Source organism: Cohnella thailandensis, from assembly GCF_014212135.1.
In the GTDB taxonomy this organism is placed as follows: domain Bacteria; phylum Bacillota; class Bacilli; order Paenibacillales; family Paenibacillaceae; genus Cohnella; species Cohnella thailandensis.
Window position 1 is genome coordinate 79,747 of sequence record NZ_JACJVQ010000002.1, and the last position, 22,984, is coordinate 102,730.

General features: G+C 58.1%; 20 protein-coding genes and 1 riboswitch. Of the genes, 3 read left to right on the forward strand and 17 right to left on the reverse strand.

Annotated features, from left to right (window positions below; genetic code table 11):
* The first annotated feature begins 2 nt into the window (after nt 1–2).
* Nucleotides 3–680, forward strand: coding sequence for a 3D domain-containing protein (locus tag H7B67_RS00820; RefSeq protein ID WP_185117906.1), 678 nt, complete (start codon nt 3–5; stop codon nt 678–680).
* A gap of 57 nt (nt 681–737) precedes the next feature.
* Here the strand turns inward: H7B67_RS00820 and H7B67_RS00825 are convergent, their stop codons facing one another.
* From H7B67_RS00825 to H7B67_RS00840, 4 genes are all read right to left on the reverse strand, one after another.
* Complete coding sequence (locus H7B67_RS00825; RefSeq protein WP_245363772.1) at nt 738–1,574, reverse strand: polysaccharide deacetylase family protein; 837 nt, start codon at nt 1,572–1,574, stop codon at nt 738–740.
* A 69-nt stretch (nt 1,575–1,643) separates the two neighbouring features.
* Complete coding sequence (locus H7B67_RS00830) at nt 1,644–2,306, reverse strand: potassium channel family protein (protein ID WP_185117907.1); 663 nt, start codon at nt 2,304–2,306, stop codon at nt 1,644–1,646.
* 18 nt (nt 2,307–2,324) lie between these two features.
* Nucleotides 2,325–3,665 carry a TrkH family potassium uptake protein gene (locus H7B67_RS00835; RefSeq protein WP_425353909.1) on the reverse strand — a complete coding sequence of 447 codons (1,341 nt, stop codon included), beginning with the start codon at nt 3,663–3,665 and terminating at the stop codon, nt 2,325–2,327.
* Nucleotides 3,666–3,686: 21 nt separating this feature from the next.
* Nucleotides 3,687–5,030, reverse strand: coding sequence for a TrkH family potassium uptake protein (locus H7B67_RS00840; protein WP_185117909.1), 1,344 nt, complete (start codon nt 5,028–5,030; stop codon nt 3,687–3,689).
* 102 nt (nt 5,031–5,132) lie between these two features.
* Nucleotides 5,133–5,304: riboswitch (cyclic di-AMP (ydaO/yuaA leader) on the reverse strand.
* A gap of 417 nt (nt 5,305–5,721) precedes the next feature.
* Here H7B67_RS00840 and H7B67_RS00845 point away from each other — a divergent pair.
* The gene (locus tag H7B67_RS00845; RefSeq protein WP_185117910.1) at nt 5,722–7,236 is read left to right on the forward strand and encodes a CPBP family intramembrane glutamic endopeptidase; all 1,515 of its coding nucleotides are present in this window, start codon (nt 5,722–5,724) and stop codon (nt 7,234–7,236) included.
* 622 nt (nt 7,237–7,858) lie between these two features.
* Here H7B67_RS00845 and uvrC read toward each other — a convergent pair.
* Nucleotides 7,859–9,913: an excinuclease ABC subunit UvrC gene (uvrC, locus tag H7B67_RS00850; RefSeq protein ID WP_185117911.1), complete on the reverse strand. Its 2,055-nt coding sequence runs from the start codon at nt 9,911–9,913 to the stop codon at nt 7,859–7,861.
* A gap of 195 nt (nt 9,914–10,108) precedes the next feature.
* Here uvrC and H7B67_RS00855 point away from each other — a divergent pair, with 195 nt between their 5' ends.
* Complete coding sequence (locus H7B67_RS00855) at nt 10,109–10,261, forward strand: YqzM family protein (RefSeq protein WP_185117912.1); 153 nt, start codon at nt 10,109–10,111, stop codon at nt 10,259–10,261.
* A gap of 93 nt (nt 10,262–10,354) precedes the next feature.
* Here H7B67_RS00855 and H7B67_RS00860 read toward each other — a convergent pair whose 3' ends face one another.
* From H7B67_RS00860 to H7B67_RS00915, 12 genes are all read right to left on the reverse strand, one after another.
* Complete coding sequence (locus tag H7B67_RS00860; RefSeq protein ID WP_185117913.1) at nt 10,355–11,047, reverse strand: N-acetylmuramoyl-L-alanine amidase family protein; 693 nt, start codon at nt 11,045–11,047, stop codon at nt 10,355–10,357.
* Nucleotides 11,048–11,349: 302 nt separating this feature from the next.
* On the reverse strand, nt 11,350–11,553 hold the full coding sequence (locus H7B67_RS00865; RefSeq protein ID WP_185117914.1) for a YezD family protein: 204 nt from the start codon (nt 11,551–11,553) through the stop codon (nt 11,350–11,352).
* Nucleotides 11,554–11,571: 18 nt separating this feature from the next.
* Entirely contained in the window at nt 11,572–12,447 is an 876-nt protein-coding gene (gene cysW / locus H7B67_RS00870) for a sulfate ABC transporter permease subunit CysW (protein WP_185117915.1), read from the reverse strand.
* 12 nt (nt 12,448–12,459) lie between these two features.
* The gene (gene cysT, locus H7B67_RS00875; protein WP_185117916.1) at nt 12,460–13,287 is read right to left on the reverse strand and encodes a sulfate ABC transporter permease subunit CysT; all 828 of its coding nucleotides are present in this window, start codon (nt 13,285–13,287) and stop codon (nt 12,460–12,462) included.
* 26 nt (nt 13,288–13,313) lie between these two features.
* Entirely contained in the window at nt 13,314–14,462 is a 1,149-nt protein-coding gene (locus H7B67_RS00880) for a sulfate ABC transporter substrate-binding protein (RefSeq protein WP_245363770.1), read from the reverse strand.
* A gap of 271 nt (nt 14,463–14,733) precedes the next feature.
* Complete coding sequence (locus tag H7B67_RS00885) at nt 14,734–16,857, reverse strand: ATP-binding cassette domain-containing protein (protein WP_185117917.1); 2,124 nt, start codon at nt 16,855–16,857, stop codon at nt 14,734–14,736.
* A gap of 260 nt (nt 16,858–17,117) precedes the next feature.
* Entirely contained in the window at nt 17,118–17,660 is a 543-nt protein-coding gene (locus tag H7B67_RS00890) for a GNAT family N-acetyltransferase (protein WP_185117918.1), read from the reverse strand.
* A 41-nt stretch (nt 17,661–17,701) separates the two neighbouring features.
* The gene (locus H7B67_RS00895) at nt 17,702–18,412 is read right to left on the reverse strand and encodes a methyltransferase domain-containing protein (RefSeq protein WP_185117919.1); all 711 of its coding nucleotides are present in this window, start codon (nt 18,410–18,412) and stop codon (nt 17,702–17,704) included.
* Nucleotides 18,405–19,319: an NAD(P)/FAD-dependent oxidoreductase gene (locus tag H7B67_RS00900; RefSeq protein ID WP_185118170.1), complete on the reverse strand. Its 915-nt coding sequence runs from the start codon at nt 19,317–19,319 to the stop codon at nt 18,405–18,407. The genes H7B67_RS00895 and H7B67_RS00900 overlap by 8 nt, the downstream gene beginning before the upstream one ends.
* A 158-nt stretch (nt 19,320–19,477) precedes the next feature.
* Complete coding sequence (locus tag H7B67_RS00905) at nt 19,478–19,879, reverse strand: RrF2 family transcriptional regulator (RefSeq protein WP_185117920.1); 402 nt, start codon at nt 19,877–19,879, stop codon at nt 19,478–19,480.
* 167 nt (nt 19,880–20,046) lie between these two features.
* Nucleotides 20,047–20,997, reverse strand: a complete 951-nt coding sequence (locus H7B67_RS00910; protein WP_185117921.1) for an ATP-binding protein — start codon at nt 20,995–20,997, stop codon at nt 20,047–20,049.
* Nucleotides 20,998–21,339: 342 nt separating this feature from the next.
* Nucleotides 21,340–22,893 carry a DnaD domain protein gene (locus H7B67_RS00915; protein ID WP_185117922.1) on the reverse strand — a complete coding sequence of 518 codons (1,554 nt, stop codon included), beginning with the start codon at nt 22,891–22,893 and terminating at the stop codon, nt 21,340–21,342.
* Nucleotides 22,894–22,984: the final 91 nt, after the last annotated feature.

Sequence of the window (22,984 nt, forward strand, 5' to 3'; positions counted from 1 at the left end):
TGATGTCTTTCCGCAAGCTTGGACGACGAGCCTTGACGCTCGCCCTCGGCGGAGCTCTGATGCTCCCCGCCATGAACGCCTTCGCCGCCACGACGCACACCGCAACGGACAACGATACTTTCTGGACGCTGTCCAAGAAATATAACGTCCCGCTCGCGACGCTGATGAAGGCGAACCCGAAGATAGACCCGTTAAACATTTATCAAGGACTGAAAATCACGATTCCTTCCGGCTCTGCCGCAAACGCGGCGAAAACCGCATCCGCGGCCAAGAGCAAGACGTCCGCCGTTACGGCGAAATCCGTCGCGACGAAGTCCGTCGCGGCAAAGTCCGTTACGACGGCCAGCGGATCCGTTCTGGGTTATGCCAAGGTTATTGACATGAAGGCGAGCGCCTATTCCGCCGCCATCGAGGAGAACGCTTGGGGAGCGGTCGATTACTTCGGCAACCCGCTCAAGCTGGGCACGATCGCCGTCGACCCGAAAGTCATTCCCTTCGGCACGAAAGTGTACATTACCGGTTACGACTTCGACGGACTTCCCGCGGGCGGAATGATCGCGACCGCCACGGACGCCGGAAGCGCCATCGTCGGCAACCGGATCGACATCTTCATTCCCGGTTCCCGCTCGTATGTCTCTAAATTCGGCTTCCAGAACGTGAAGCTCTACGTGCTGAAATAAGGGACTCACGCCATCCTGCTCATATGCCATAACGAAGAACGACTGACGGAAGCTCCGTCAGTCGTTCTTGCGTTCCGGGAGTTGAAGCAATTCCGGAAGGGTAACCGGTTCGTAGCGATGCGTCCGAAGCCATAGAATGAGCTTGGGAAGGGCGTTGACCGTGCCGTATAGATTCTGTCCGGCTCCTCCTCCCGCGTGAAGCAGGATGATCGAGCCCGGCCGGACGGAACTCGTTACGTTCCGGTAGACGACCTGGGCGTTAAGCTGCCGCCAATCCGAGGAATCCACGTCCCAGTTCACGACGGTATAGCCTTGGCTCTGAGCCCAGTTCAGCTGCGACATCCTGATCTCCCCGTAAGGCGGCCGGATCAGCCTCGGCGCGAAGCCCACCGAGCGAATCAGCGCGCTTTCGGTGGTTCGGATCTGCTTCTTCATCCCGACGATGCCCAGCTTGGAGAAGTCGGGATGGTCGAACGAATGGTTGCCGATCGCATGTCCTTCGGCATGAATCCGCCGCACGAGCCCCGGCTGTTTAAGCGCCCGGCTTCCGACCACGAAGAAGGTTGCCTTGACGTTCTGTTGTTTGAGCACGTTTAAGATAAGAGGTGTATACCGGGAGTCCGGCACGTCGTCGAACGTAAGCGCCACCTGGCGGCGCGACGGCTTGGGAGCGGACAGAACGAACGCTCCCTTGTATCGCCTCTGCATCTCAGCCCAATTCGCGCCGGAGGGTCTCTCGAATTGTCCGGCCTCTACCTCCGGCCCCGCAGGCGTTAGCCGGCGTTCCGCGTCCGCGAACGCAGTCCCCTGATTGCCCGTTGCCGCCCCGGACAGGAGCAGCAAGATCAGCGGCCCCGTCAAGCATCTTCTCCACATCCGTCGCAAAACCGCCATCCCCTTTTCCTGCCATTGCTCTTATCGTGAGCGAAGAGGAGGCTTCTCATTCAGAATTTCGCGTTTTTGTCAGGAGCCGATCGCTTCCTGGAATTGCTCGATCGACTCGTTCGTTCCGATGACGACCATCACGTCGTTCTCCATCAGGACGTCTTCCGCGTTCGGGGCGATAATGATTCCCTTCGGCTTGTTGATCGCCACGATGCTGCAGCCGAACTTCCCACGCGGATTTACCGAAGAAAGCGACTTGCCGGTCAGGCAGCCCGGGACCGCTAGCTCCGCGATCGTATATTTCTTGGACAGCTCGATGTAATCGAGAAGATTCGGCGAGACGAGCTGGTGGGCAACCCGTATCCCCATGTCGCGTTCGGGATAGATGACCCGGTCGACCCCGATCCTCTCCAGAACCCGGCCGTGCAGCTCGTTGACCGCCTTCGCGACGACTTTTTTGACGCCGAGCTCCTTCAGAAGAATGGTTGCCAGAATGCTCGCTTGAATATCGTCTCCTATGGCGACGACGCCGCAATCGAAGTTGCGCGCCCCGAGCGAACGCAGCACCTCTTCTTCCGTCGCGTCCGCGACGACCGCATGGGTCAGAACCTTGTTCATCTCTTGCACGGTCTCTTCGTCCCGGTCGATGCCCAGAACTTCATAGCCAAGCTGAATGAGCTCCCTGCCGATGCTGGAGCCGAATCTTCCTAACCCGATGATGACGAATTGATGCATCTTCATAATGAGATCACACTTCTCCTACCCGATGATAATCTTGCCTTCCGCGTACCGGTACAGCGTCCGTCCCGGCTTAGGTCCGAACGCGTAACCCATCGATAGCGGTCCTACCCGTCCGATGAACATCATGACGATAATGATTATTTTGCCGACAAGGGTCAGCTCCAGCGTAAGTCCCATCGATAAGCCGACGGTGCTGAAGGCCGAAGTGACCTCGAACAAAATCTCGAGAAAATGATGATCTTCCGTCGTAGACAGGATCATCGTTGCCACGAGGACCAAGGCAAGCGACAACAGGGTGACCGTCAATGCTTTATATACCCGTTCCTGCGCCAACCGATAGCGGAACATCACGACGTCGTCCTTGCCCCTCATCATGGCGTACACGGCTCCGATCAGCGTGGCGAACGTCGTCGTCTTGATCCCGCCGCCCGTCGAACCCGGAGATGCGCCGATGAACATCAGCAGCACGAGGAAGAATTGGGTCGCCTGGCGAAGCGAAGCGAGGTCGAGCGAGTTGACCCCGGCCGTTCTCGGCGATACGGACTGCAGGAACGCTGACAGCAGCTTTTCCCCGAAGCTTAGAGGCTCCATCGTTCCCGCGTTCGTATACTCGAAGACGAGAATCACCAACGCTCCGAAGCCGATCAGGAAACCCGTCATGCTGAGAACGACCTTCGAATGAAGGGTCAGCCTGCGCGTGCGCTTCCAATCGATCAAGTCGGACAGCACGATAAAGCCGAGACCGCCGAGGATAATGAGCAGCATGGTTACGATGTTGACGAGAGGATCGCCGACGTAATCGGTCAGGCTTTTGTAATGCCCCATGATGTCGAAGCCCGCATTGTTGAAGAAGGAGATCGCATGGAAAATTCCGAAGTATATCGCGCGCCCCGGGCTCATATCAAATAGAAATCGGACAGACAGAAGGAGCGCCCCGATCAGCTGGATGCTGAGGGCATATACAATAACCCGTCTCACCAGCCGAACGATCCCTTCCATGCTCGACTGGTTCAGCGCTTCCTGCAGAATGAGCCTTTCCTTCAGGGAGATTTTGCGCTTTAGGAAAAAGGCGAACAGCGTCGCCATCGTCATGAAGCCGAGACCGCCGATCTGAATGAGCGCCAGAATGACGATTTGCCCGAAGGTCGTCCAGTGCGTCCCCGTATCGAGCGTAACCAGCCCGGTGACGCAGGTTGCGGACGTCGCCGTAAAAAGGGCGTCGATCCAGCTCGTCGTCTCCTCGGCGGCCGTAGCCGCAGGCAGCTTAAGCAGAATCGTTCCCGCCAGGATAATGCAGGCGAAGCCGATCAACAGAAGCCGGGGAGGAGAGCGGAATACCCATTTGAATCCTTTAGAGATCATCTTGCTTCGCTCCTTCGGTTATCCGATGATGATTTTGCCTTCCGCATGGCGGTACAGGGTCTTTCCTTTGCGAGGACCGACCGCATAGAACAAGGTGAACGGCCCCAGCCGTCCCATGAACATCAAGACGATAACGATGAATTTGCCGATGTCCGTAAGCTCCGGGGTCAATCCGGCGGAGAGGCCGACTGTGGCGAACGCCGAAGTCGCTTCGAACAGGACGACCATGAAGGAGTGGCTCTCCGTCACGGAAAGAAGCATCGTTCCGACGACGACGATGATGAACGAGAAGAGCGTCACCGTGATCGCCTTGTAAACGCGGTCCGGTTCGATCCGGTGACGAAGCAGGACCACGTCCTTCCGTCCGCGGAACACCGCCAGCACCGCGACGATCAGCACCGCGAAGGTCGTCGTCTTGATCCCGCCGCCGGTCGAGCCCGGGGACACGCCGATGAACATCAGGATGACGAGCAGGAACTGCGTGGCCTGCCTTAACGAGGCGACGTCGATCGTGCTGATCCCGGCCGAACGCGGCGTCATGGAATGAAGAAGCGACGCCATGATTTTATCCGCCATATTCAGCGGTCCGAACGTCTTCTGGTTCGTGTATTCGAATAACAGAATGACGACCGCGCCGCCGATAAACAGCAGCAGGGTGGTATAAATCGCTACTTTGGAATGCAAGCTCAGCCGCCGGTTGCGCCTGTACTCGACCAGATCGGCCAACACGACGAAGCCTAGCCCGCCAAGGATGATCAGCACGATCGATAGAAGGTTGACGAAGGGATCCGATATGTAATTGGCCATGCTCCGGTAGTCGCCGAATAAATCGAAGCCCGCATTGTTGAAGATGGAGACGCCATGGAAAATCCCGAAATATATCGCTTTGCCCGGGGGCATATCCAGCATGAAACGCAGGGTGAACAGGAGAGAGCCCGCAAGCTCGATCGTGAGTGCATAATAAATAACTCGAAGAACGAGCTTGATGATGCCCTCCAGATTGTTCTGATTGAGCGATTCCTGAAGAATCAGCCGCTCCTTCAAAGAGACTTTGCGCCGCAGGAAGATGGCGAACAGCGTCCCCATCGTCATGAACCCCAGACCGCCGATCTGCACCAACGCCAGAATGACCCAGTGCCCGAAGGTCGAGAAGGACGTCCCCGTATCGAGGACGACGAGTCCGGTGACGCATGTGGCGGATGCGGAAGTAAACAGGGCGTCGACCCAGTCGATGCTCTGCCCTTCCCGCAGCGAGACGGGGAGCTTCAGCAGTACGGTGCCGATGAGAATAATGACGATAAACCCGATCGTAAGCGCTCGCGGCGGGGACGACACGAACCATCCCCTTACCTTTTTGAACAATCCTGCCACCTCGATTATGCTTGATAGCGTATTGCCTTTAATCTCCCCGCAAGGGAGAAGAACAAAACAAAAAGCACTGGAGCCCCAGTGCTTAGACAAGAGTCCTGTTCCAGTAACAGCCTACGAGGTTAGCTGACGGGTTCGGGCCTGAAACAGTGAGCCCTATCCGAAGCGCCTGTCGCGTTCGGAATTCACCCCGGGTGCCGCGCGCTCGGAAGCGGCGCGTGCGGATTGGTTCCCCCGTTTTCTTGCGGAAATTCGGCTGGGTTGTATGATGATAAGAGAGCTGTTGCTTATTGGCATTGTCGCCTCAACGCATTATAGTCTGCTCCGCTTCGTTGGAACAAGCCCGATATTAGGCAAATTTAGCTCTCATCCGCTTTATTGAGCGATTATTATGGCATAAACATGGAGGATGACGGTGATTCTTCGGTTTTCTCTCGTTCATGCATTCATTTAGGCCGATTAACCATGATAACAGTAGAAAAAGGGGCATGCGCCCCTTGTGTATGCGTTTACTTGACCGGTAAACGGAACGGAGTGATGATTGTTGTTCTCGAAACGTTGGATATGGGCTTCGATTATTGGACTGTTTGCGTTCCTCTGGGTTCAGGTTGGCCCCGGTATTCATACTGTTCTCACCGAGGATGGGCTTGACGTTCTTACGCGGGCCGAGGCGGAGTCGGCCGCGATGAGTCTCGCGGCGGAGCATTGGGGGATCGCTCGGGAGGACGTCGGCGAAGTGCGTCTGTCGCACGTGAGCGACAACGACGCCGTCGCTTATCTGGCGCGGTCGAAGCTCTCCAAGTCCTACGAGGATACCTGGGACGAACGCTTCCCGAACGACGTGTACCGGGCGGATCTAAGGCTGGCGGAGGATCGTTGGCTTCGCCTCTCGCTCCATATGCTGAGCGGACGCCTCGTCGGCTGGACCTGGTACGGGGGCGGCGGAGAAGGCCCTTCCGGCGGAACGGGTGCGGTTTCCGTCACGGAACAAAGGATAACCAACAAGGAATTGCTCGACTATTTGAAGCAATGGGGTTACGAGCCGGCCGATTGGGAGCCGACCGGAACGGCGACGGGGAACGGGGATTACGTGTTCCAGTCGCGGAAAGCCCCGATCGGGGAAGCCCGGCTGCAATTGCTCGTGAAGCCCGGCGAGTCGATCGCGTACCGGCTTCAACTGCCGGAATCGTTCACCGCCTATCTGGCGGGGCAAGAGGAACGAGCCTCTTCGTTGTCTATGGTGGGCTACCTCCTGCCGCAAATCGTCCTGTTCGTGCTTGCGATCGCGTATGCCGCCCAATACCGCAAGCACACTTCCCTGAGGCGAGGCTGGTTCCTGGCGCTTGTCTACTTCGGCTTGTACGCTTGCTTTACCATGAACATGATCGCCGGTTTTCGCTCGCGAACGAGCAGCTTCCAGCCCCCTTCCACGGATGGAACCGTGGAGGCGCTGCTGATCGTCAATGCGATCATCCTGGCGTTGACTGCCGTTCTTACGTCCCTCTCCGCGGTCGCCGGCGACGGCTTATGGAAATCGATGGGCTACAATTTATGGCCTTCCTGGCGAGAGAGCGGCTTCGGAGCCAAGGTTCTGCGCAGCATGAAGCAAGGCTACGGACTCGGCTTGATCATCTTGGGCGCCCAATCGGTCATCTTCCTGGGGCTGGACGGTTTGCTCGGATCGTTCACCGGCTCGGACGCGTCCCAGTCGACGTACAACATGACCTACCCGTGGCTTCTCCCCGTGCTGGCCTGGTGCGCGGGAATCTCGGAGGAGCTGATCTACCGTTTCTTCGGCATCGCCCTGTTCCGATGGTGGCTGATTTCGATCGCCCGGACCCTGACCCGCCGGGAGCCGAGCGGCCGAACGAAGGCGATCCTCACCTTCGTCGCCATGCTGCCCCCTTCGCTGTTCTGGGGCTTCGGGCATGTCGGCTATCCGATCTATCCGGTCCAATCGCGCGTCATCGAACTCGCGATCATCGGCGTCCTGATCGGATGGTTCCTGCTCCGCTTCGGCCTCATGGCCGTCATCTTCGCCCACGTTACGCTCGACGCCATCCTCATGAGCGTGCAGCTGATCTTCGACGGCCTGCCGTACGATCCCGTCAGCGGCCTCGTCAGCATGGCGATGCCCGCCCTTGTCGGCGTCGCGATCTGGCGGCTGCACGGCGTTTTCTCGCGTCGGCGGGCGAATTAGAACCGCGGCTTGACGCGACGTTATTGTCGCCATACGGCCGAGCATGCCTCACGGCTTGCTCGGCCGTTTGATGTTCGAGGCCTTCTCTCAACCTCCAACTTTTCTATCAATATCGGATATGACTCTGCTCTCTCCCAAAGTGTGTAGTCTGGATGCCTTCTTTAGACTTTGTCGCCTCATCCCCTTCAATGTGCGTAGTTTGGATGCCTTCTTTAGACTTTGGCACCTCTTCTCCTTCAATGTGCGTAGTTTGGATGCCTTCTTTTGCCTCCTGCACCTCTTCTCCTTCAATGTGCGTAGTTTGGATGCCTTCTTTTGATTCCTGGACCTCTTCTCCTTCAATGTGCGTAGTTTGGATGCCTTCTTTTGCCTTCGGCGCCCGCTTCCCTCCGATGTCGTAGTCCAGCAGCTTTCTTTAGCTTTCTACCACGCGCTTTCACAAGTTCGTTCCCTTGCTTATCACAAGCTCTCTATCCCGTACTTCCGCCGACTTGCTGCACCCCACATCCCACAAACTTGCTCCCGACTCTGAGCTTCAGCCCATTTGTTGCGCTCCAACAAAAAAACTCCCGAGGCGCCTCCAAGGGAGACGTTCGAGAGCATCATCAAGTATATCAACCTCTTATTCCTGACCGGCGGCCGGCTCCCCTTCCCCTTCGTTCAACGACTCCAGGATGCGCCGGGCGAGCGATTCGCCGATCGAGACGGCGCGGAAGTCCTCTACGCTCGCTTCGCGGATCGCCTTGAGCGAGCCGAAGTGCTTGAGAAGCTGCTTGCGGCGCTTCTCGCCGATGCCCGGAATCGCGTCGAGCTTCGACGCGATCATCGATTTCGCGCGCTTCTCGCGGTGGAAGGTGATCGCGAAGCGATGCACCTCGTCCTGGATCCGCTGCAGCAGGTAGAACTCCTGGCTGTCGCGCGGCAGCGGGATCTCCTCCGGCGGGTCGCCGACGAGCAGCTGCGAGGTGCGGTGTTTCTCGTCCTTCGCGAGGCCGCAAACCGGAATGTCGAGCCCCAGCTCGTTCTCGAGCACGTCGATCGCCGAAGCGATTTGGCCTTTGCCGCCGTCGATGACGATCAAATCCGGCATCGGCAAGCCTTCCTTCAGCACCCGCTCGTACCGGCGGCGAACGACCTCCCGCATCGTCTCGTAGTCGTCGGGCCCCTGGACGGTACGGATGTTGTACTTCCGGTATTCCTTCCGGTCCGGCTTGCCGTCCGTAAACACGACCATCGCCGATACCGGGTTGGAGCCTTGAATGTTCGAGTTGTCGAACGCTTCGATCCGGCGGGCGGACGGAATGCCGATGTACTGGGCCAGTCCCTCAGCCGCTCCGACGCTGCGTTCCTGATCCCGCTCGATCAAGCGGAATTTCTCTTCGAGCGCGACCTTGGCGTTGCCGCACGCCATCGTCACGAGCTTGCGCTTCGTTCCGCGCTTGGGCACGTGGACCTTGATGTTCAGCCAGGAGCGCAGGGATTGGGCGAAGTCCGCGCTCTCTTCGTCGTCCTCATGCTCCCCGGAAGACAGGCCGTCCCCATCGCTTCCGGCGTCGAACTCGGCCCCTAAGCCGCTTTCGCCTTCCAAGCCTTCCCCCGCTTCCGAACCTTCCGCGTCGTCCTCCTCCGCCCCTTCCTCGCGTGCGACCTTCGCCGCGGCGAGATCCGATGTCGCGTTCGCCTTCGCATCCGCGGCGGCCGGAGCGTCCGGCAGAAGCATCTCGCGGGGCAGAGCGGGATTGTCGCTGTAATACTGCGCCACGTAAGTGAGGAAGTCCTCGTGGGCTTCTCCGTAGAACGGGAACATCGACACGTGCCTTTGGATCATTTTCCCCTGGCGCATATAGAGAATCTGCACGCACATCCAGCCCTTGTCGACCGCATAGCCGAACACGTCGCGGTCCATCGTGTCGTGCATCGTGATCGTCTGTTTCTCCATCGTAGCTTCGATCGCCGCGATCTGGTCCCTGTACTCCCGCGCCCGCTCGAATTCGAGCTCCTCGGCCGCCGCTTCCATTTTCCGCTGGAGCTCCTTCTTGATCTCGCCGTGGCCGCCGTTGAGGAACTTCGCCATCTCGCCGACCATCCGCTCGTACTCCGGCTTCTCGACGGGATATTCGCAGGGCGCGAGGCACTGGCCGAGATGATAATAGAGGCAAACCTTGTCCGGCAGCTTCTTGCACTTGCGCAGCGGGTACAGCCGGTCGAGAAGCTTCTTCGTCTGTTGGGCCGCGAACGCGTTCGGATATGGACCGAAGTACTTCGCCTTATCCTTCACGACGCGCCGGGTAACCTCCAGCCGCGGATGCTGCTCGTTGGTGATTTTCAAATACGGGAACGACTTATCGTCCTTAAGCAGTACGTTATAACGGGGAAAATGCTGCTTGATCAGATTGCATTCCAGAATGAGTGCTTCCATATTGCTTGCGGTGACGATGTATTCGAAATCGCGGATCTCCGCGACGAGACGTTGGGTCTTCGCATTGTGGCTGCCCGTGAAGTAGGACCGGACCCGGTTCTTGAGCACCTTCGCCTTGCCGACGTAGATGATGGTCCCTTCGCCGTTCTTCATGAGATAGCAGCCCGGCCGTTCGGGCAGAAGGGCCAGCTTGTTGCGTATGTTCTCTGCGGCCTGCTCCGCGCTGACGGGAGCCGCAGCCGGCTTCGATGTCTCCATCCCGGAGACCTCCTTGTGCATTAAGATGAGCGGCGGTTAGCCGCGCTAGCTTCTATTGTAGCACAGCCGGAAGGGGAATGGGTGTTCCTATCGCGAGAAAATGCGCTGCGCTTCCACAACTTGTTAACTCCATGCTTTACAAGGAAAAGAGAAGTTGGTTATACTAGGAATAATGATTGCTTCAGGAGGCGCCTTATGGAGAACATTCAAGCTCAAGACCCTCGCTTGCACATTAACGAAGAACCTCGCGACGATCTCAGGGACCTGGTTGTCGGCTTCGGCGGCATGTTCGGATTCATGTTCGTCGTGTTCGCCGTCGCGGTCATCGTCAAGTTCATCAACAGCTAATCTGTTGGCGAGCAGGTGCTGCCAAGCGCCGATCCCGGAACGCAGAACATCCCGGTTCCCTCTATCGAGGAAGCCGGGATGTTCTTTTTGGCCTTAGCCGAAGTATTGCTTAAGGCCGTCCGCGATCGCTCGAGCTGCGTCATTCTGCCACCGCGGGTCTATCATGCTTGCTTCCTCCGTCGGATTGGAGAGAAAACCGAGCTCGATGAGGATCGAGGGGCGTTCGTTCAAGGCTAGCACCGTCCATTCCTCCCGTTTAACGCCGCGGTCTTCGAAGCCGGTTGCAGGGACCAGCTTGCCATGAATCGCTTGGGCCAGGAGCAGGCTGTCCTCGGAGTCGTAATAGGTCTCGACCCCCGATATCGTCGGATCGTCGTACTGGTTGCCGTGGATGGACAGGAAAGCGTCAGCCTGCACGTCGTTGCTGTAATCCGCGCGATCCTCCAGCTCGAGGAAGGAATCGTCCTCTCGGGTCATAAAGACCTCGAACATCGGATCTTGCCGCAGCAGCTCGCCAACCTTGAGAGCGACGGACAACACCATCGTTTTCTCCTCCGCTCCGCTGGCCCCTTCCGCGCCGGGATCGATCCCTCCGTGTCCGGCGTCGATGACGATCCTGAAGGGTCCCCCGCCGGCCCCGCCCGTCCGTTCTCGGCCCGCGCGATCCGATCGGTCGCCCGATTCGTTTAAAGACAGAACGCCGATGACGGCGATCAGGACGATGAGGACGTACAGAGCGACGATTCCGCGGCGATTCGGCTTGCGAGCCGTCTTCCTATCCCTCATTCGAACCTCGTTTCCTAACGCATGTCCGCCATTCGAGTCCCGCGGTCTTCATTCGGATAGGAATGGAAATGCCGCCTTGAACGATCCACATTCGTCTGTTCATTAAATTGTTGGCCTCCGCTTAGCCTGAATTGTTCTCTATCCAATTGTATACCAACCGCGGCATCTCTTGCGAAAAAAAGAAGACTCGCATTGCGCCTCCCTTCGTCGGTTGACGAAAGTGGCGCACTCGCGAATCTTCCTCGGCGCATTGCCGATTAGGTCGGTTCATGCTCTAGATGCGAGTTCGAAGATGCGGAGAATCATAGTCCCGCTCGTTCTCCTTGCGAAATATCGCGGCTCGCCCGGCGCTCGCTCACTTCGTCGAAGCGTCGGCGCTCCGTCCTCTCGATCTGCACGATGCGTCCGTCATGCACGACGATCTGCACCGTGCCGTACTGCAAGCCGGACACCGCGTCCGTAATTCGCCCGATCCAGCTCTCGTTCAATTCCAGCGGCTTCGCCATCGTCCCACTCCTCCTTCGTTATTCTCCGTGCTTGCTTCTAACCAATTTACTCTCTATTAAGCTCTTAATGATCAACGTGACGATAGCCAGCAGCATCAGAAGCGAAGCTACCGCGAAAGCGGCCGTGTACTGATATTCGTTATAGAGAATTTCGATATGAAGCGGCAGCGTATTCGTCTCTCCCCGGATATGGCCCGAGACGACGGACACGGCGCCGAATTCCCCCATCGCTCTCGCGTTGCACAGGATGATTCCGTAGAGCAGGCCCCACTTGATGTTAGGAAGCGTAACCCTGAAGAAGGTGCGCCACCCCCGCGAGCCCAAGCTGACGGCGGCTTCCTCGTCTTGAACGCCTTGCGACTCCATGAGAGGAATTAGCTCTCTGGCCACGAACGGGAAGGTAACGAACATCGTGGCGAGGATAATCCCCGGCGTCGCGAAAACGATCTTGATGTCATGCTCGAAGAGCCATGGTCCCAGGAAGCCCTGGGCTCCGAACAGAAGGATGTAGACCAAGCCGGAGATGACGGGCGATACCGCATAAGGCAGGTCGATCAGGGTGATAAGCAGGTTTTTGCCGCGAAACGTAAACTTCGTGATCGCCCAAGCCGCCGCCACGCCGAAAATCGTATTCAGGGGAACGGCGATCAGCGCGGTGGTAAGCGTCAGCTTCAGGGCCGCGATCGAATCCGGATCCTTCAGCGCTTCGATATAGACGCTCCAGCCCTTGCGGAAGGACTCGAGCAGCACCGTGATCAACGGCAGAAGAATGACGACACTCACAAATAACAAGGCGATTCCGATGAGCGTCCAGCGAACCCAGCGCGCTTCGGTCAAGTGCTTCGGCCTCGTCTCGTTCGAGACGGCGGTGACGGTCGTAACGGCTCCGGCCATAGGCGCCCCTCCTTAGCTCGACCGCAGACGGCGATTGCTCCACCGTTGCAGCGAGTTGATGATCAGGAGCAGTCCGAACGAGAGGATCAGCAGCACCAGAGCGATCGCCGTCGCTTGGCTGTACTCGTATTGCTCCAGCTTGGTGATGATGAGAAGCGGAGTGATTTCCGTCTTCATCGGCATGTTGCCCGAGATGAAGACGACGGAGCCGTACTCTCCGATGCCTCTGGCGAAAGCGAGCGCGAAGCCGGTCAAGAGCGGAGGAATCAATTCCGGCAGGATGACCCTGCGGAACGTTCTCCAGCGGTAGGCCCCCAGCAGCACCGAAGCCTCTTCCGTATCGCTCTCGAGATCCTGCAGCACGGGCTGAACGGTTCGGACGACGAACGGCACTCCTATGAAAATAAGGGCGAGAGTAATCCCAAGCGGCGTGTACGCGATGCGGATGCCGAGCGGGTCGAACAGCTTGCCGATCCATCCGTTCGGAGCATAGATCGAAGTGAGCGCGATCCCCGCGACCGCCGTGGGCAGCGCGAACGGAATGTCGATCAGTCCGTCCACGAGCTTCTTCCCCGGGAAACGGTATCGAACCAGCACCCAAGCCACGATCAACCCGAAGACGACATTGACGACGGCGGCGAAAAAGGCGGTCACGAGGCTCACCCGATAGGAAGCGAGGACGCGCGGGCTCGTGACCGTCTCCCAGAACTGAGGGAGGGTGAGGCCGGCGGTCTTTACGACCAGTCCGGCCAGCGGGATGAGCACGATCAAGCTAAGATACAGAATGGTGAAGCCCAGCGTAAGCCGGCGGCCCGGTAGTACGCTTTTTCTTTTGGCCATGGTCTGCCCTTCCCTCTATTCTTCGATTAGGATCCCTTCGTGTAAATCTCGTCGAACGTGCCTCCGTCGTTGAAGTGCTTCTCTTGGGCGGCCCTCCAGCCTCCGAAGTCCCCGTCGATCGTCAGCAGGTTCAGCTCGGGGAATTGATCCTTGTATTTCTCGGCTACCTCCGGCAGTCTCGGACGGTAGAAGTTCTGGGCGGCGATCTCTTGGCCCTCCGGCGTGTACAGGTACTTCAGGTAAGCTTCGGCTACCTCGCGGGTTCCTCTCTTGTCGACCACCTTGTCGACGATCGCGACCGGAGGCTCGGCGAGGATGCTAAGCGAAGGAGTGACGATCTCGAACGCGTCGCCGTATTCCTTCTTCGCCAGGTAGGCTTCGTTCTCCCAAGCCAGCAGCACGTCGCCTATCTTGCGCTCGACGAACGTCGTCGTCGAACCGCGGGCGCCAGAGTCCAGCACCGGCACGTTGTCGAACAGCTGCTTCAGGAATTCCTTGATCTTGGTTTCGTCGCCGCCGTTCTGCTTCGCGGCATAGCCCCAAGCCGCCAGGTAGTTCCAGCGGGCGCCGCCGGACGTCTTCGGATTCGGCGTGATGACTTCGACGTCGTCGCGGACGAGATCGTTCCAATCCTTGATGTTCTTCGGGTTGCCCTTGCGGACGAGGAAGACGATCGTGGAGGTGTAAGGCGAGCTGTTCGATTCGAACTGCGTCTGCCAATCCGTCTTGAGAAGGCCGCCGTCCGCCAGCGCGTCGATATCGTAGGCGAGCGCCAGAGTCACGACATCGGCTTCGAGACCGTCGAGCACCTTGCGTCCTTGCGATCCCGAACCGCCGTGCGACTGGTTGATTTTGACCGTCTGGCCCGTCGTATCCTTCCAGTACTTGGCGAAGCTCTCGTTAAAGGATTCATACAGCTCGCGAGTCGGGTCGTAAGAGACGTTCAGCAACTCGACCGATTCCTTCTTCGGGGTTTCGCTCGGGCTCGCGCTCGGGCTGGCGCTTGGGCTCGCCGACGCGCTGGAGCCGGGGCTTTCGGACGCTTCGTTGCTTGCCGACGGCGAAGCGGAGTTGTTTCCGTTGTTGTTAGAGCCGCAAGCCGACAACACCGATATCATAAGAACGGCGACGAGAAGGAGATTGAATGAATACCATTTCTTTTTTCTTTGATTCATTGGACATGCACCCCTGTTCTGATTTTGGCGGACAACCACTTATAATTCCTACCCGCTTAGTTGGTATTGGAGAAATCATAGCAGGCGGATAGGTTTAATGTCAATAAGTTGAATTTTTGTTATCTATAAAAAAACTTAATAAGCGCGACGCGCTTATTAATAAATAAAAACGGCCGATTAGCGCGTTATGCGCGTTAATCGGCCGTTTGATGGGCGTAGACCTATATAGACAAAAGCTATTAGCTCATCTTCAGACGCTTCCGTTACGGCTCTATCTCAGCTTCGACAGCTCTTCGGATCTTTGCGCGTATGCCGCTTCCAAACGATCCCGCATCCGTTCGTCCGCCTCCACCGCCTTCCGGAACGAACGGCGGTCCATCACCAGGAAGACGCAATTCGTCATCGCCCGAACCGTCGAGGAACGCGGAACTTCCCTCAAGAGAGCCATCTCTCCGAAGAAATCCCCGTCCTCGAGCACCGCCACTCTTTTGGGCTCTTCCTCTCCTCCTTCGAGCAGCACCTCCACCTGACCTCGCGCCACCAGATAGAACGTATCCCCGTGATCTCCCTGCTTGACGATGTCCTCGCCCGGCTCCGCATTCTCGGTCCACATCGCCAGCCGCAGCTCCTCCAGCGCCGCGTCCGCGAGCGTCTGGAACAACGGGATCTGGCGCAGGCGATCCGCTTCGATAACGGCGTTGCGCCCGTTGTCGCTGACGAAGATTCCGCTCTGTTTCATCCACATGGAGCGATAGAGCTCGCTGGCTCTCAACAATTCGTCATGCGTGCCCCAGCCGGCAATTCTCCCTCTCTCCATAACGTAGATCCGATCCGCATAAACGATCGTCTGCAGGCGATGCGTCACCGATACGACGGTTGAGCTGCCCTTTAGGCTCAACAAGGTTGCGTTCACTTCCTGCTCGGTTCCGGGATCCAGCATGGAGGTCACCTCGTCCAGCAGCAGCAGCTCAGGCCGGCGGACAAGCGCCCGGGCCAAGGCGATCCGCTGCCGCTCTCCCCCTGAGAGCAAGCTGCCCCGTTCCCCCGCGGCCGTGTCGTATCCGCTCGGGAGCGTCAGGATCCAATCGTGGATGGCGGCCGCTTTGGCCGCCGCTTCGACCTCTTCGTCGGACGCGTCCAAGCGGCCGAATCGGATATTCTCCCTCAAGGTAGCGTCAAATAGCACGATCTCTTGAGGTACGAAGCCGATCCGGGAACGATACTCGTCCAGCGGGATGCCGCCGACGTCCCGGCCGCCAAGCCGGATCGCGCCGGACTTCGGTTCATGGAACCGCATCAGCAGCCCGACGAGAGAGGATTTGCCGGATCCGCTGGATCCGACCACCGCGCAGTACGCTCCCGGAGGAAGCTCCATGTCGACTGAAGATAACGTCTCGGCGTCGTCGGTATACCCGAAGGAAAGCTTGGCAACGGTCCATCCCCGGTCGCCGGAAGCTTCGTCGGGAGGCGTTGCTTCGCCCCTATGGGACAATGCGCGCTCGGAAGGATCCGGAGGCTGATCCAGAATCGAGGTATGCAATCTCGAGTGACTGATCGATCCTTGGACAAAAATCGGCAGGAGCCTGGTCAGCGACGTGAGGTATCCGCCGATTCTCAGGTAGAAGCTCTGGAAGGAGACCAAGGCTCCTACCGTCAGCATTCCCCGTTGCTGGAGAAGGACCCCCCCGGCGACTAGCGCGACGTTCAGAAGCAGCAGCGCCGAGCTGACGGACTTGCCCAAGGCGGAACGCGTGAATTGGGCTCTCAATCCGAGCTCCGCGACATCGTCGGTCATGCGGCGCAGCCGCCCCAGCTCCCAATTGCGCAAATCGAAGGCCCGAATCACTTGATGGTAGAACACCCGATCCATGATGAGCCCGGTGAAATTTTCGCGATTTTTGTATTCTTCGCTTAGAGTCTTGGCGCGGGGCGCAATCCATTTCGGCAGAAGGAAGCAGCAGGGAAAACCGACGAGCAGCAGCCCGGCCAGCCAACCGTTCATGGAGAGCAAGAGAACGGCCGAGATCCCGATGCCGAGAACGGAATTGGCGATCGGTTGAAAAGCGAGATAAGAGGCATAAACGTTGTTCAAGTCACCGGACATTCGGCCGACGACCGTGCTCGACTGCCGGTTGCGGTAGTAGCTCTCCGGAAGCAATTGCAAATGCCGCATCAGCTTGAAGCGCAGCATGTCCTGCATCCGAATCCCGTTCCGGAGCAGAAGGTACTCCGCTCCGAAGTCCGCAGCCGCCGCGAGAATGCCTCCCGCCGCCAGAGCCAGGAGCAGCCAGCCCAGCTCATTCCTGAATTCGGGCGCCAGGACGTGGTCGATCAAGTATACGAAGCTATAAGAGAAAGCGACCGGATAGCCGACCGTGATTAATGTCAATGCCAAGATCGACATCGACAGCCAGGGTCGTCTAGCGTACTCCGATAGTAGAAACCTAAGAAATAATCGCATATCCATTCTCCGAGTTACGCGAGGTATGTATCCAAGTACGATATCGTCCGTCTTCTATCATCGATTAGTTATGTTAACGGAGAATAAAAGAGTAGGACTTCGTGCTTAGATTATAACAACTCTGCGTAAAGCAGGCTATGCAAAAGAGCCGGCCCGCCGGCATACGAGGCTCCGCCCATTCCCATCGGACGGAATCAACCGTCTTCGGACGGGTTGATCAGGGCCAGAACCTGATGATCCTCCCAAACCCCGTTGATCTTCACGTTGCTTCGGGAGATGCCTTCCTTATGGAAGCCCGCCTTCTCAAGCACGCGGATCGATCCGGGATTCCGGGGGGAAGCTTCGCCGACGATTCGGTGAAGCTTCAGCTCCTCGAAGGCGTATCGGGCGACCTGCTTAACCGCCTCCGTCATATAGCCCTTGCCGTTATACGCCTGATCCAGGCTGTAGCCGACCATGCAGCTTTGAAGCGGTCCTCTCGTCACGAAGGAGAGAGTGATATCGCCGATGATCCTATCGTCTTCCTTAAGGCAAATCACGAAGGAGTATCTCCGGTCCTCTTCCCGGTCGACCTTGCCCTTCCGGATCGCTTGAAGCTGCTTCTCCTCCGAATAGGAATCCTCCGGCCTGCTTGGCGAGAACCTCTCGAAGAACTCCCGATTGCGCTCGTACATCGCCGTCACTTCCGAAGCGTCCGACTCTTCCGGAAACCGGATATATACCCTTTCTTCCGCCATCGCTGCCAACTCCCCATGCTAGACTATTGGAGTGTATTATATCATTCCGGCGGCTTGTAAGCGACGATGCGCAAGCGGCTCGTATCCGCCGTCCACCGGCCCTCCCGTTTCAGGCGGGGTTCGAGCTCGCTCTCGATAAAGCGGTACATCGACTCTTTGTCTTCGGGAGTCGCGTCGGCAAAAAAGTACTCGGAGAATCCGTTCAGCCAGTGTCTTATCCCCGAATCCTTTTGGATCGGAGAGGGCCGATCGAAGTGCTGGGCGAAGACAACCCGGAACCCGATTCGCTCCAGCAGGCTGGCGTATTCGCCGATCGTCGGCAAATACCAGGGATTGCGTCCCTCCGGCGCGTACCCGTGCTTCCTAAGCGCCTGCTCGATGGCACCGGTAATCGCCGCGACATTGCCGCTACCGGCGAATTCCGCCGCGAAACGGCCGCCTTCGCGCAGGGCATGCCAGACGGAAGCCGCTACGGCCTCCGGCTCTTGGATCCAATGCAGGACCGCATGCGAGAATACGGCGTCGAAGGGGACGTCCGTCCGATATACCCGGGCGTCCTCCACCTGAAAATTCAGATCGCCATGCTTCCGCCTTGCCCTCGCCACCGTTTCCTCCGACCTGTCGATTCCCGTAGGGATCGCTCCGGCGGCGGCGATCTGAGCCGTCAAGTCTCCGTTCCCGCATCCCAAATCGAGAATCCGCTCTCCGGGGCGAGGAGCCAGCAGCTTCAATAGCTCGGCCGCGTCATGCATTCGCTTGCCAGTCCTCTTCCGTCAGTTCCCCGACGATGGCCGACGCCGCTTTGCTGCCGGAGGAAGCGGCGTGAATCAGCTGGGACGGCTGCAAGTAGGCCGAATCGCCTGCCGCGTATACGCCGGCCGTCGTGGTCTTCCCCATCGGATCGGCGACGATCTCACCGTTCGTTCCGATCTCATAGCCGAGCTCCTCGGCGAACCGGCCGCTCGGAACTTGAGCGGGAGCGACAAAGCCTCCGCTTCTCTCGATAAAAGTCCCGTCCGCCAACCGGACCCGCTCCAGCTTGCCGTCTGTGCCCTCAAAGGACAAGACCGGCGTGTCCACGACTCGAATGCCTTTGGACGCCAACTGCTCCCGTTGTTCCGTTGTCAGATTATCGCCGCCGTTCGTGAACAGAACCAAATCCCGGCTCCAATTCTGATTCAGCAGCTTGACGACATGAAACGCGGCGGGATGATTCGATACGACCGCAAGCGGCTGATCCCGCAGCTCCCAGCCGTCGCAGAAAGGGCACACGAACAGGCTTTTGCCATAGAAGTCGCGAATTCCTTCGATCTCCGGATACGTTTCCGTAAGCCCGCCCGACAAAATCACCTTGCGCGCTTCCACGCGCTCGCCCGAGGACGCGATCAGCTCGAATCCGCTCTCCGTCTTGCGAACGGAGGTCACCTCCGCCGGAAAATGCCGTACGGATGGATAGCCCGTCACTTCCTCATAAGCAATGCGCCGGAACTCGGCAGGCGTAACCCCGTCCCTCGTAATGAATCCGTGGGAAGCGTGAGTGACTCGGTTTCTCGGCTGATTGTTATCGAAGAGCGCCACGTTCCTTCTAGCTCGACCGAGCACCAACGCCGCATTTAATCCCGCGGGGCCTCCGCCGACAATCGCGCAATCGTATCTCATTCGTTTTTCCATCCCTTCCTTTTCCATCCCTTCGTCCGCTCCTTTGGAGATATTATAGATAATCAATGTCTGTAATTAAAGCGAGTTTGAGCATCGTCCTTCTTCGTTAAGGACAATGCAGGATATGCGTCTTCGTATATCCGGTACTCCTCGATGCTTTAGCGGCTCATCGGATGCTTTTGGGCGATCTCGTATATCTTCGTGTTTCTCAGCTTCTCCTCCATCGCCTGTTCGGCCGAGAGCATCTCCTGATGGATCAGGCATCGGGAATCGCCGCTTCCGCAGCACTCGAACAGCGAGGCGGTGCCTTCCACCGCATGAATGATGTCCAGGAACGAGATATCTTCTTGCCGCCCCCTTAGCCGATACCCTCCGTTCGCTCCCGAAGCCGATTCGATCAACCCCGCTTTGACCAGCTTCGTAAGAATTTTGGACAGGTATGTCGGCGACACCTTCTGAGCGTCGGCAAGCGGCTGAACGCCTACCGGCTTGTCCGGAGAGATCGCCATCATATAAAGCATCGTGTGGAGGGCATAGTTCGTCGCTTTGGAATACTTCAAGGATGCTCCCCTCCCTTTAATTACAGACTTAATGTATCCATGATAGCCGCAAATCAATCCGTCTGTCAAACGGAAATGAGGGTGTCGGCAAAAATAAAGCCCCGAATCCAGCCGGCATTCGGCCGAATTCGAGGCGATGATCGCGGTTATGATAGCTTTTATCGCATTTATTGCCCCCGTTGATTCCTTCCGCGCACATGAACGACATCCACGAAAGGCCGGATTCGGTCCATCAGCCTTTGCCCCTTGTGAAGCTCCTCGCCTTCCTTGTGCGTGAAGCTGAAGTGCTTCTCCAGCGAGTCCAGGTCGTGATTCGACGTGTAAAAAGTCGGCTTGCGGTTCATCCGGTAGTTCAGAATCGCGCCAAGCACGTGGTCCCGCACCCAAGGACTGAGATTCTCCGCCCCGATATCGTCGAACACGAGAAGGTCGCACTCCTTCATCAGGGTAAGGGTCTCCTTCAGCTTCTGCGGCTCCATCATCATGCCCTTCGCGTCTTCGACGAACTCCGGCATGTAGACGATAACGCCCGAGTGGCCTTCCTTGGCTAGCTTGTGCAATAAGTAACCGGCCAGGAATGTCTTGCCCGTTCCGAAGCTGCCCATGAGGTACAGTCCCTTGGTGCCGAGTCCGACCGTCTTGGTCGCCTCGACGTATTGCAGCATCTTGTTGACGGCAAGCTCGCGATCCGCATCCAGATCCAGCATCTCCAGCTCGTTGTAGCGGTCGTCCGACACGTCTACATCGGCGTAGTAGCTCGTTATCTTGCGGCGGATGCGTTCCTGCTGCTCGTAGGCGGTCCACTTGGAGCACGGAGTCTTCATATCGAACAGCTGCCATTCGCCGTTCACTTCCTCGCACGTTAGGCGGGTGGAGTGGCCCTGCATGTCGTTCGGACACTTCGCAAGCCCCGGACATTCCCTGCAGTTCCGGTATTCGACCGACATCTGGTACAGCTTGTTCATGTTGATCCGCAGCGTGCGCTCGGTCAGCTCCGGATAGCGTTCCTTGAACTTCACGACAAGCGGGTCGCTTAGCACCCGATCTCCGAGCGTCTGGGGATCTTGGCCTCCGGCGACCTGTCTCCAGCTTCTCAGCGCTTCTCCCAGCGATTCCATCTTTTCTCCCCCTCTCTAAAAAAGCTTCTGTTTCAGCTCCGCAACCCGAATTTTTCGGGTTACAGCTTCTTTGTGACTTGTTTTAGGCTCCGTAACCCGAATTTTTCGGGTTACAGCCTCTTAATGACTTGTTTTGGGCTCCGAAACCCGAATTTATCGGGTTACAGCCTCCTTTGGGCTGCCGCTCTTACCTTCCAAGCCGACATCGTCGGCTTACAGCTCCCTAGAGGCGCCTCTTCAGCCCCGCAAACCGATATCGTCGGCTTAGAGCCCCCTAGACGCGCCGCTTCGCCCCTGCAAGCCGACATCGTCGGCTTACAGGTAAAGCCGCTGACTCGCCTGCTACCGGTTCTTATCCTGAAGCTTGCGAGCAAGCTCTCTCATCTTCTCCCGTTCCTCTTGCGAGATCTCCTGCGCGGGGCCTTCGCTGTTCACGACCGGCATGGCCGGCTTGCGCGAACCGCCGCCGTTCGCGGCGCCCGAGCCCCGGCGTCCCCGGCCGCCCGCGGCGTAGCCCTGCGAATGGCTGCCCGCATCGGCCGCATTCTGGCCGCGGCGCCTGCGCTCCAGCGTCTCGTTCAGCTTCTCCTGGCTGCGGACGTAAGCGACCGCCTTATCGTACGTATCAATACCCTTCGCGAGCATATTCGAAGCGATGGAATCGATGAAGGGCTTCGTGAGCCGCTGCGTGTCCTCCATGCTCATCAGATAGTGGAACAGCACGTTTACGACGGGATCGGGAAGCTTGTAGTTCTGGTTGATCTTCTCGAAAATATTCGCGAAGAAGTCCGGAACCGAAGCCGGGAAGTAACGCTCCTGCATCCTCGTGTACGGCTCGGTCCGAAGCAGGCGGTTGTATTGCTCCGCCGACAACTTCGAAGCGAATTGGGCGGGTACATCGAGATACGAGGCAGCTAACGGAAGCTCGTCCGGCTCCTCCAGCCCAAGCGAGCCTTCGGAGCTTCTGGACGACGCGTTAAGACGAGCCATATAACGCTCCCGCTCCTCGCCCCTCTTGCGGATCTGCCGATAGGTCAGGTTGGCGCGGGATTGAAGCTCGTCCCAACGAAGCGTTCCGTCAAGCTCGAAGATGCCGTCCTCGTCCAGCAAGCGGCAAATCTCCGGCACCTCCAGGTCGAACTTGTAAGCCAAATAATTGATCTGCTCCATCGACTCGGTCTGCAGATGTAGACGCTCCACGTAGGTACGGTTCGCCGAACCTCTCGGGAACCGGAGCAGCATGTCGCTGTGCCGGATTTTCTCCGGTTTCTTGATTCGGGACGAAGCGGCCGCTTCCGACGCCGGAGCGCTCTCCGCCAGCGCCGCCTCCAGCTCGGGGTCTACGGGTCCCGCGTTCAAGCGGAACAGCTCGTAGAACGGAACGGTCGTCTCCTCGCGGTTCATGAACCGGGCAAGGCCGACCGGCCTCTCGGGCGCGAACTGGTCCTTCAGCTCCAGCAGCGAGACCCTGCCTACCTTGTCCCTTAGCAGCAGGGTCAGGTGCAAATTCGTAAAAAATTCCGCGGAGGACAGCGGCCTCAGCAGCACGTATTCATACAGGGTCTCTTCGTTCGCGGGGTCGTATTGCCGATACACCTGCAGCAGCCCGACGGCCTCTAGCTTCGAGGAATGCTCGATCAGCTGCTTGCGTCCCGCGTCGTTCAGCTCCAGATCCAGCCCCAGGAACAGCCTTCTCTGCGGCTCCGGCACCGTATAGCCGATGCGCTCGTCCTCCAGGTGATGATAGAGCAGCATATAGAGACCGATAGCGAATCCGCCGACCATCGGTTGATAGAGATGAGAGAGAATTCTCCGATCGAGGCCGCTGAGCGCGAAGTCGCGATAAGCCACGTAACGGTGGTTCTCCGTGAATTCCAAGCGATTCGACACTCGCATAAGGTCTTAAACACTCTTTTCATAGAAATGGTCTCTCTATTGTAGCACAAAGCCGTCGGTTACTGGACAGGAAAAAGAGGCCCCCGCGATG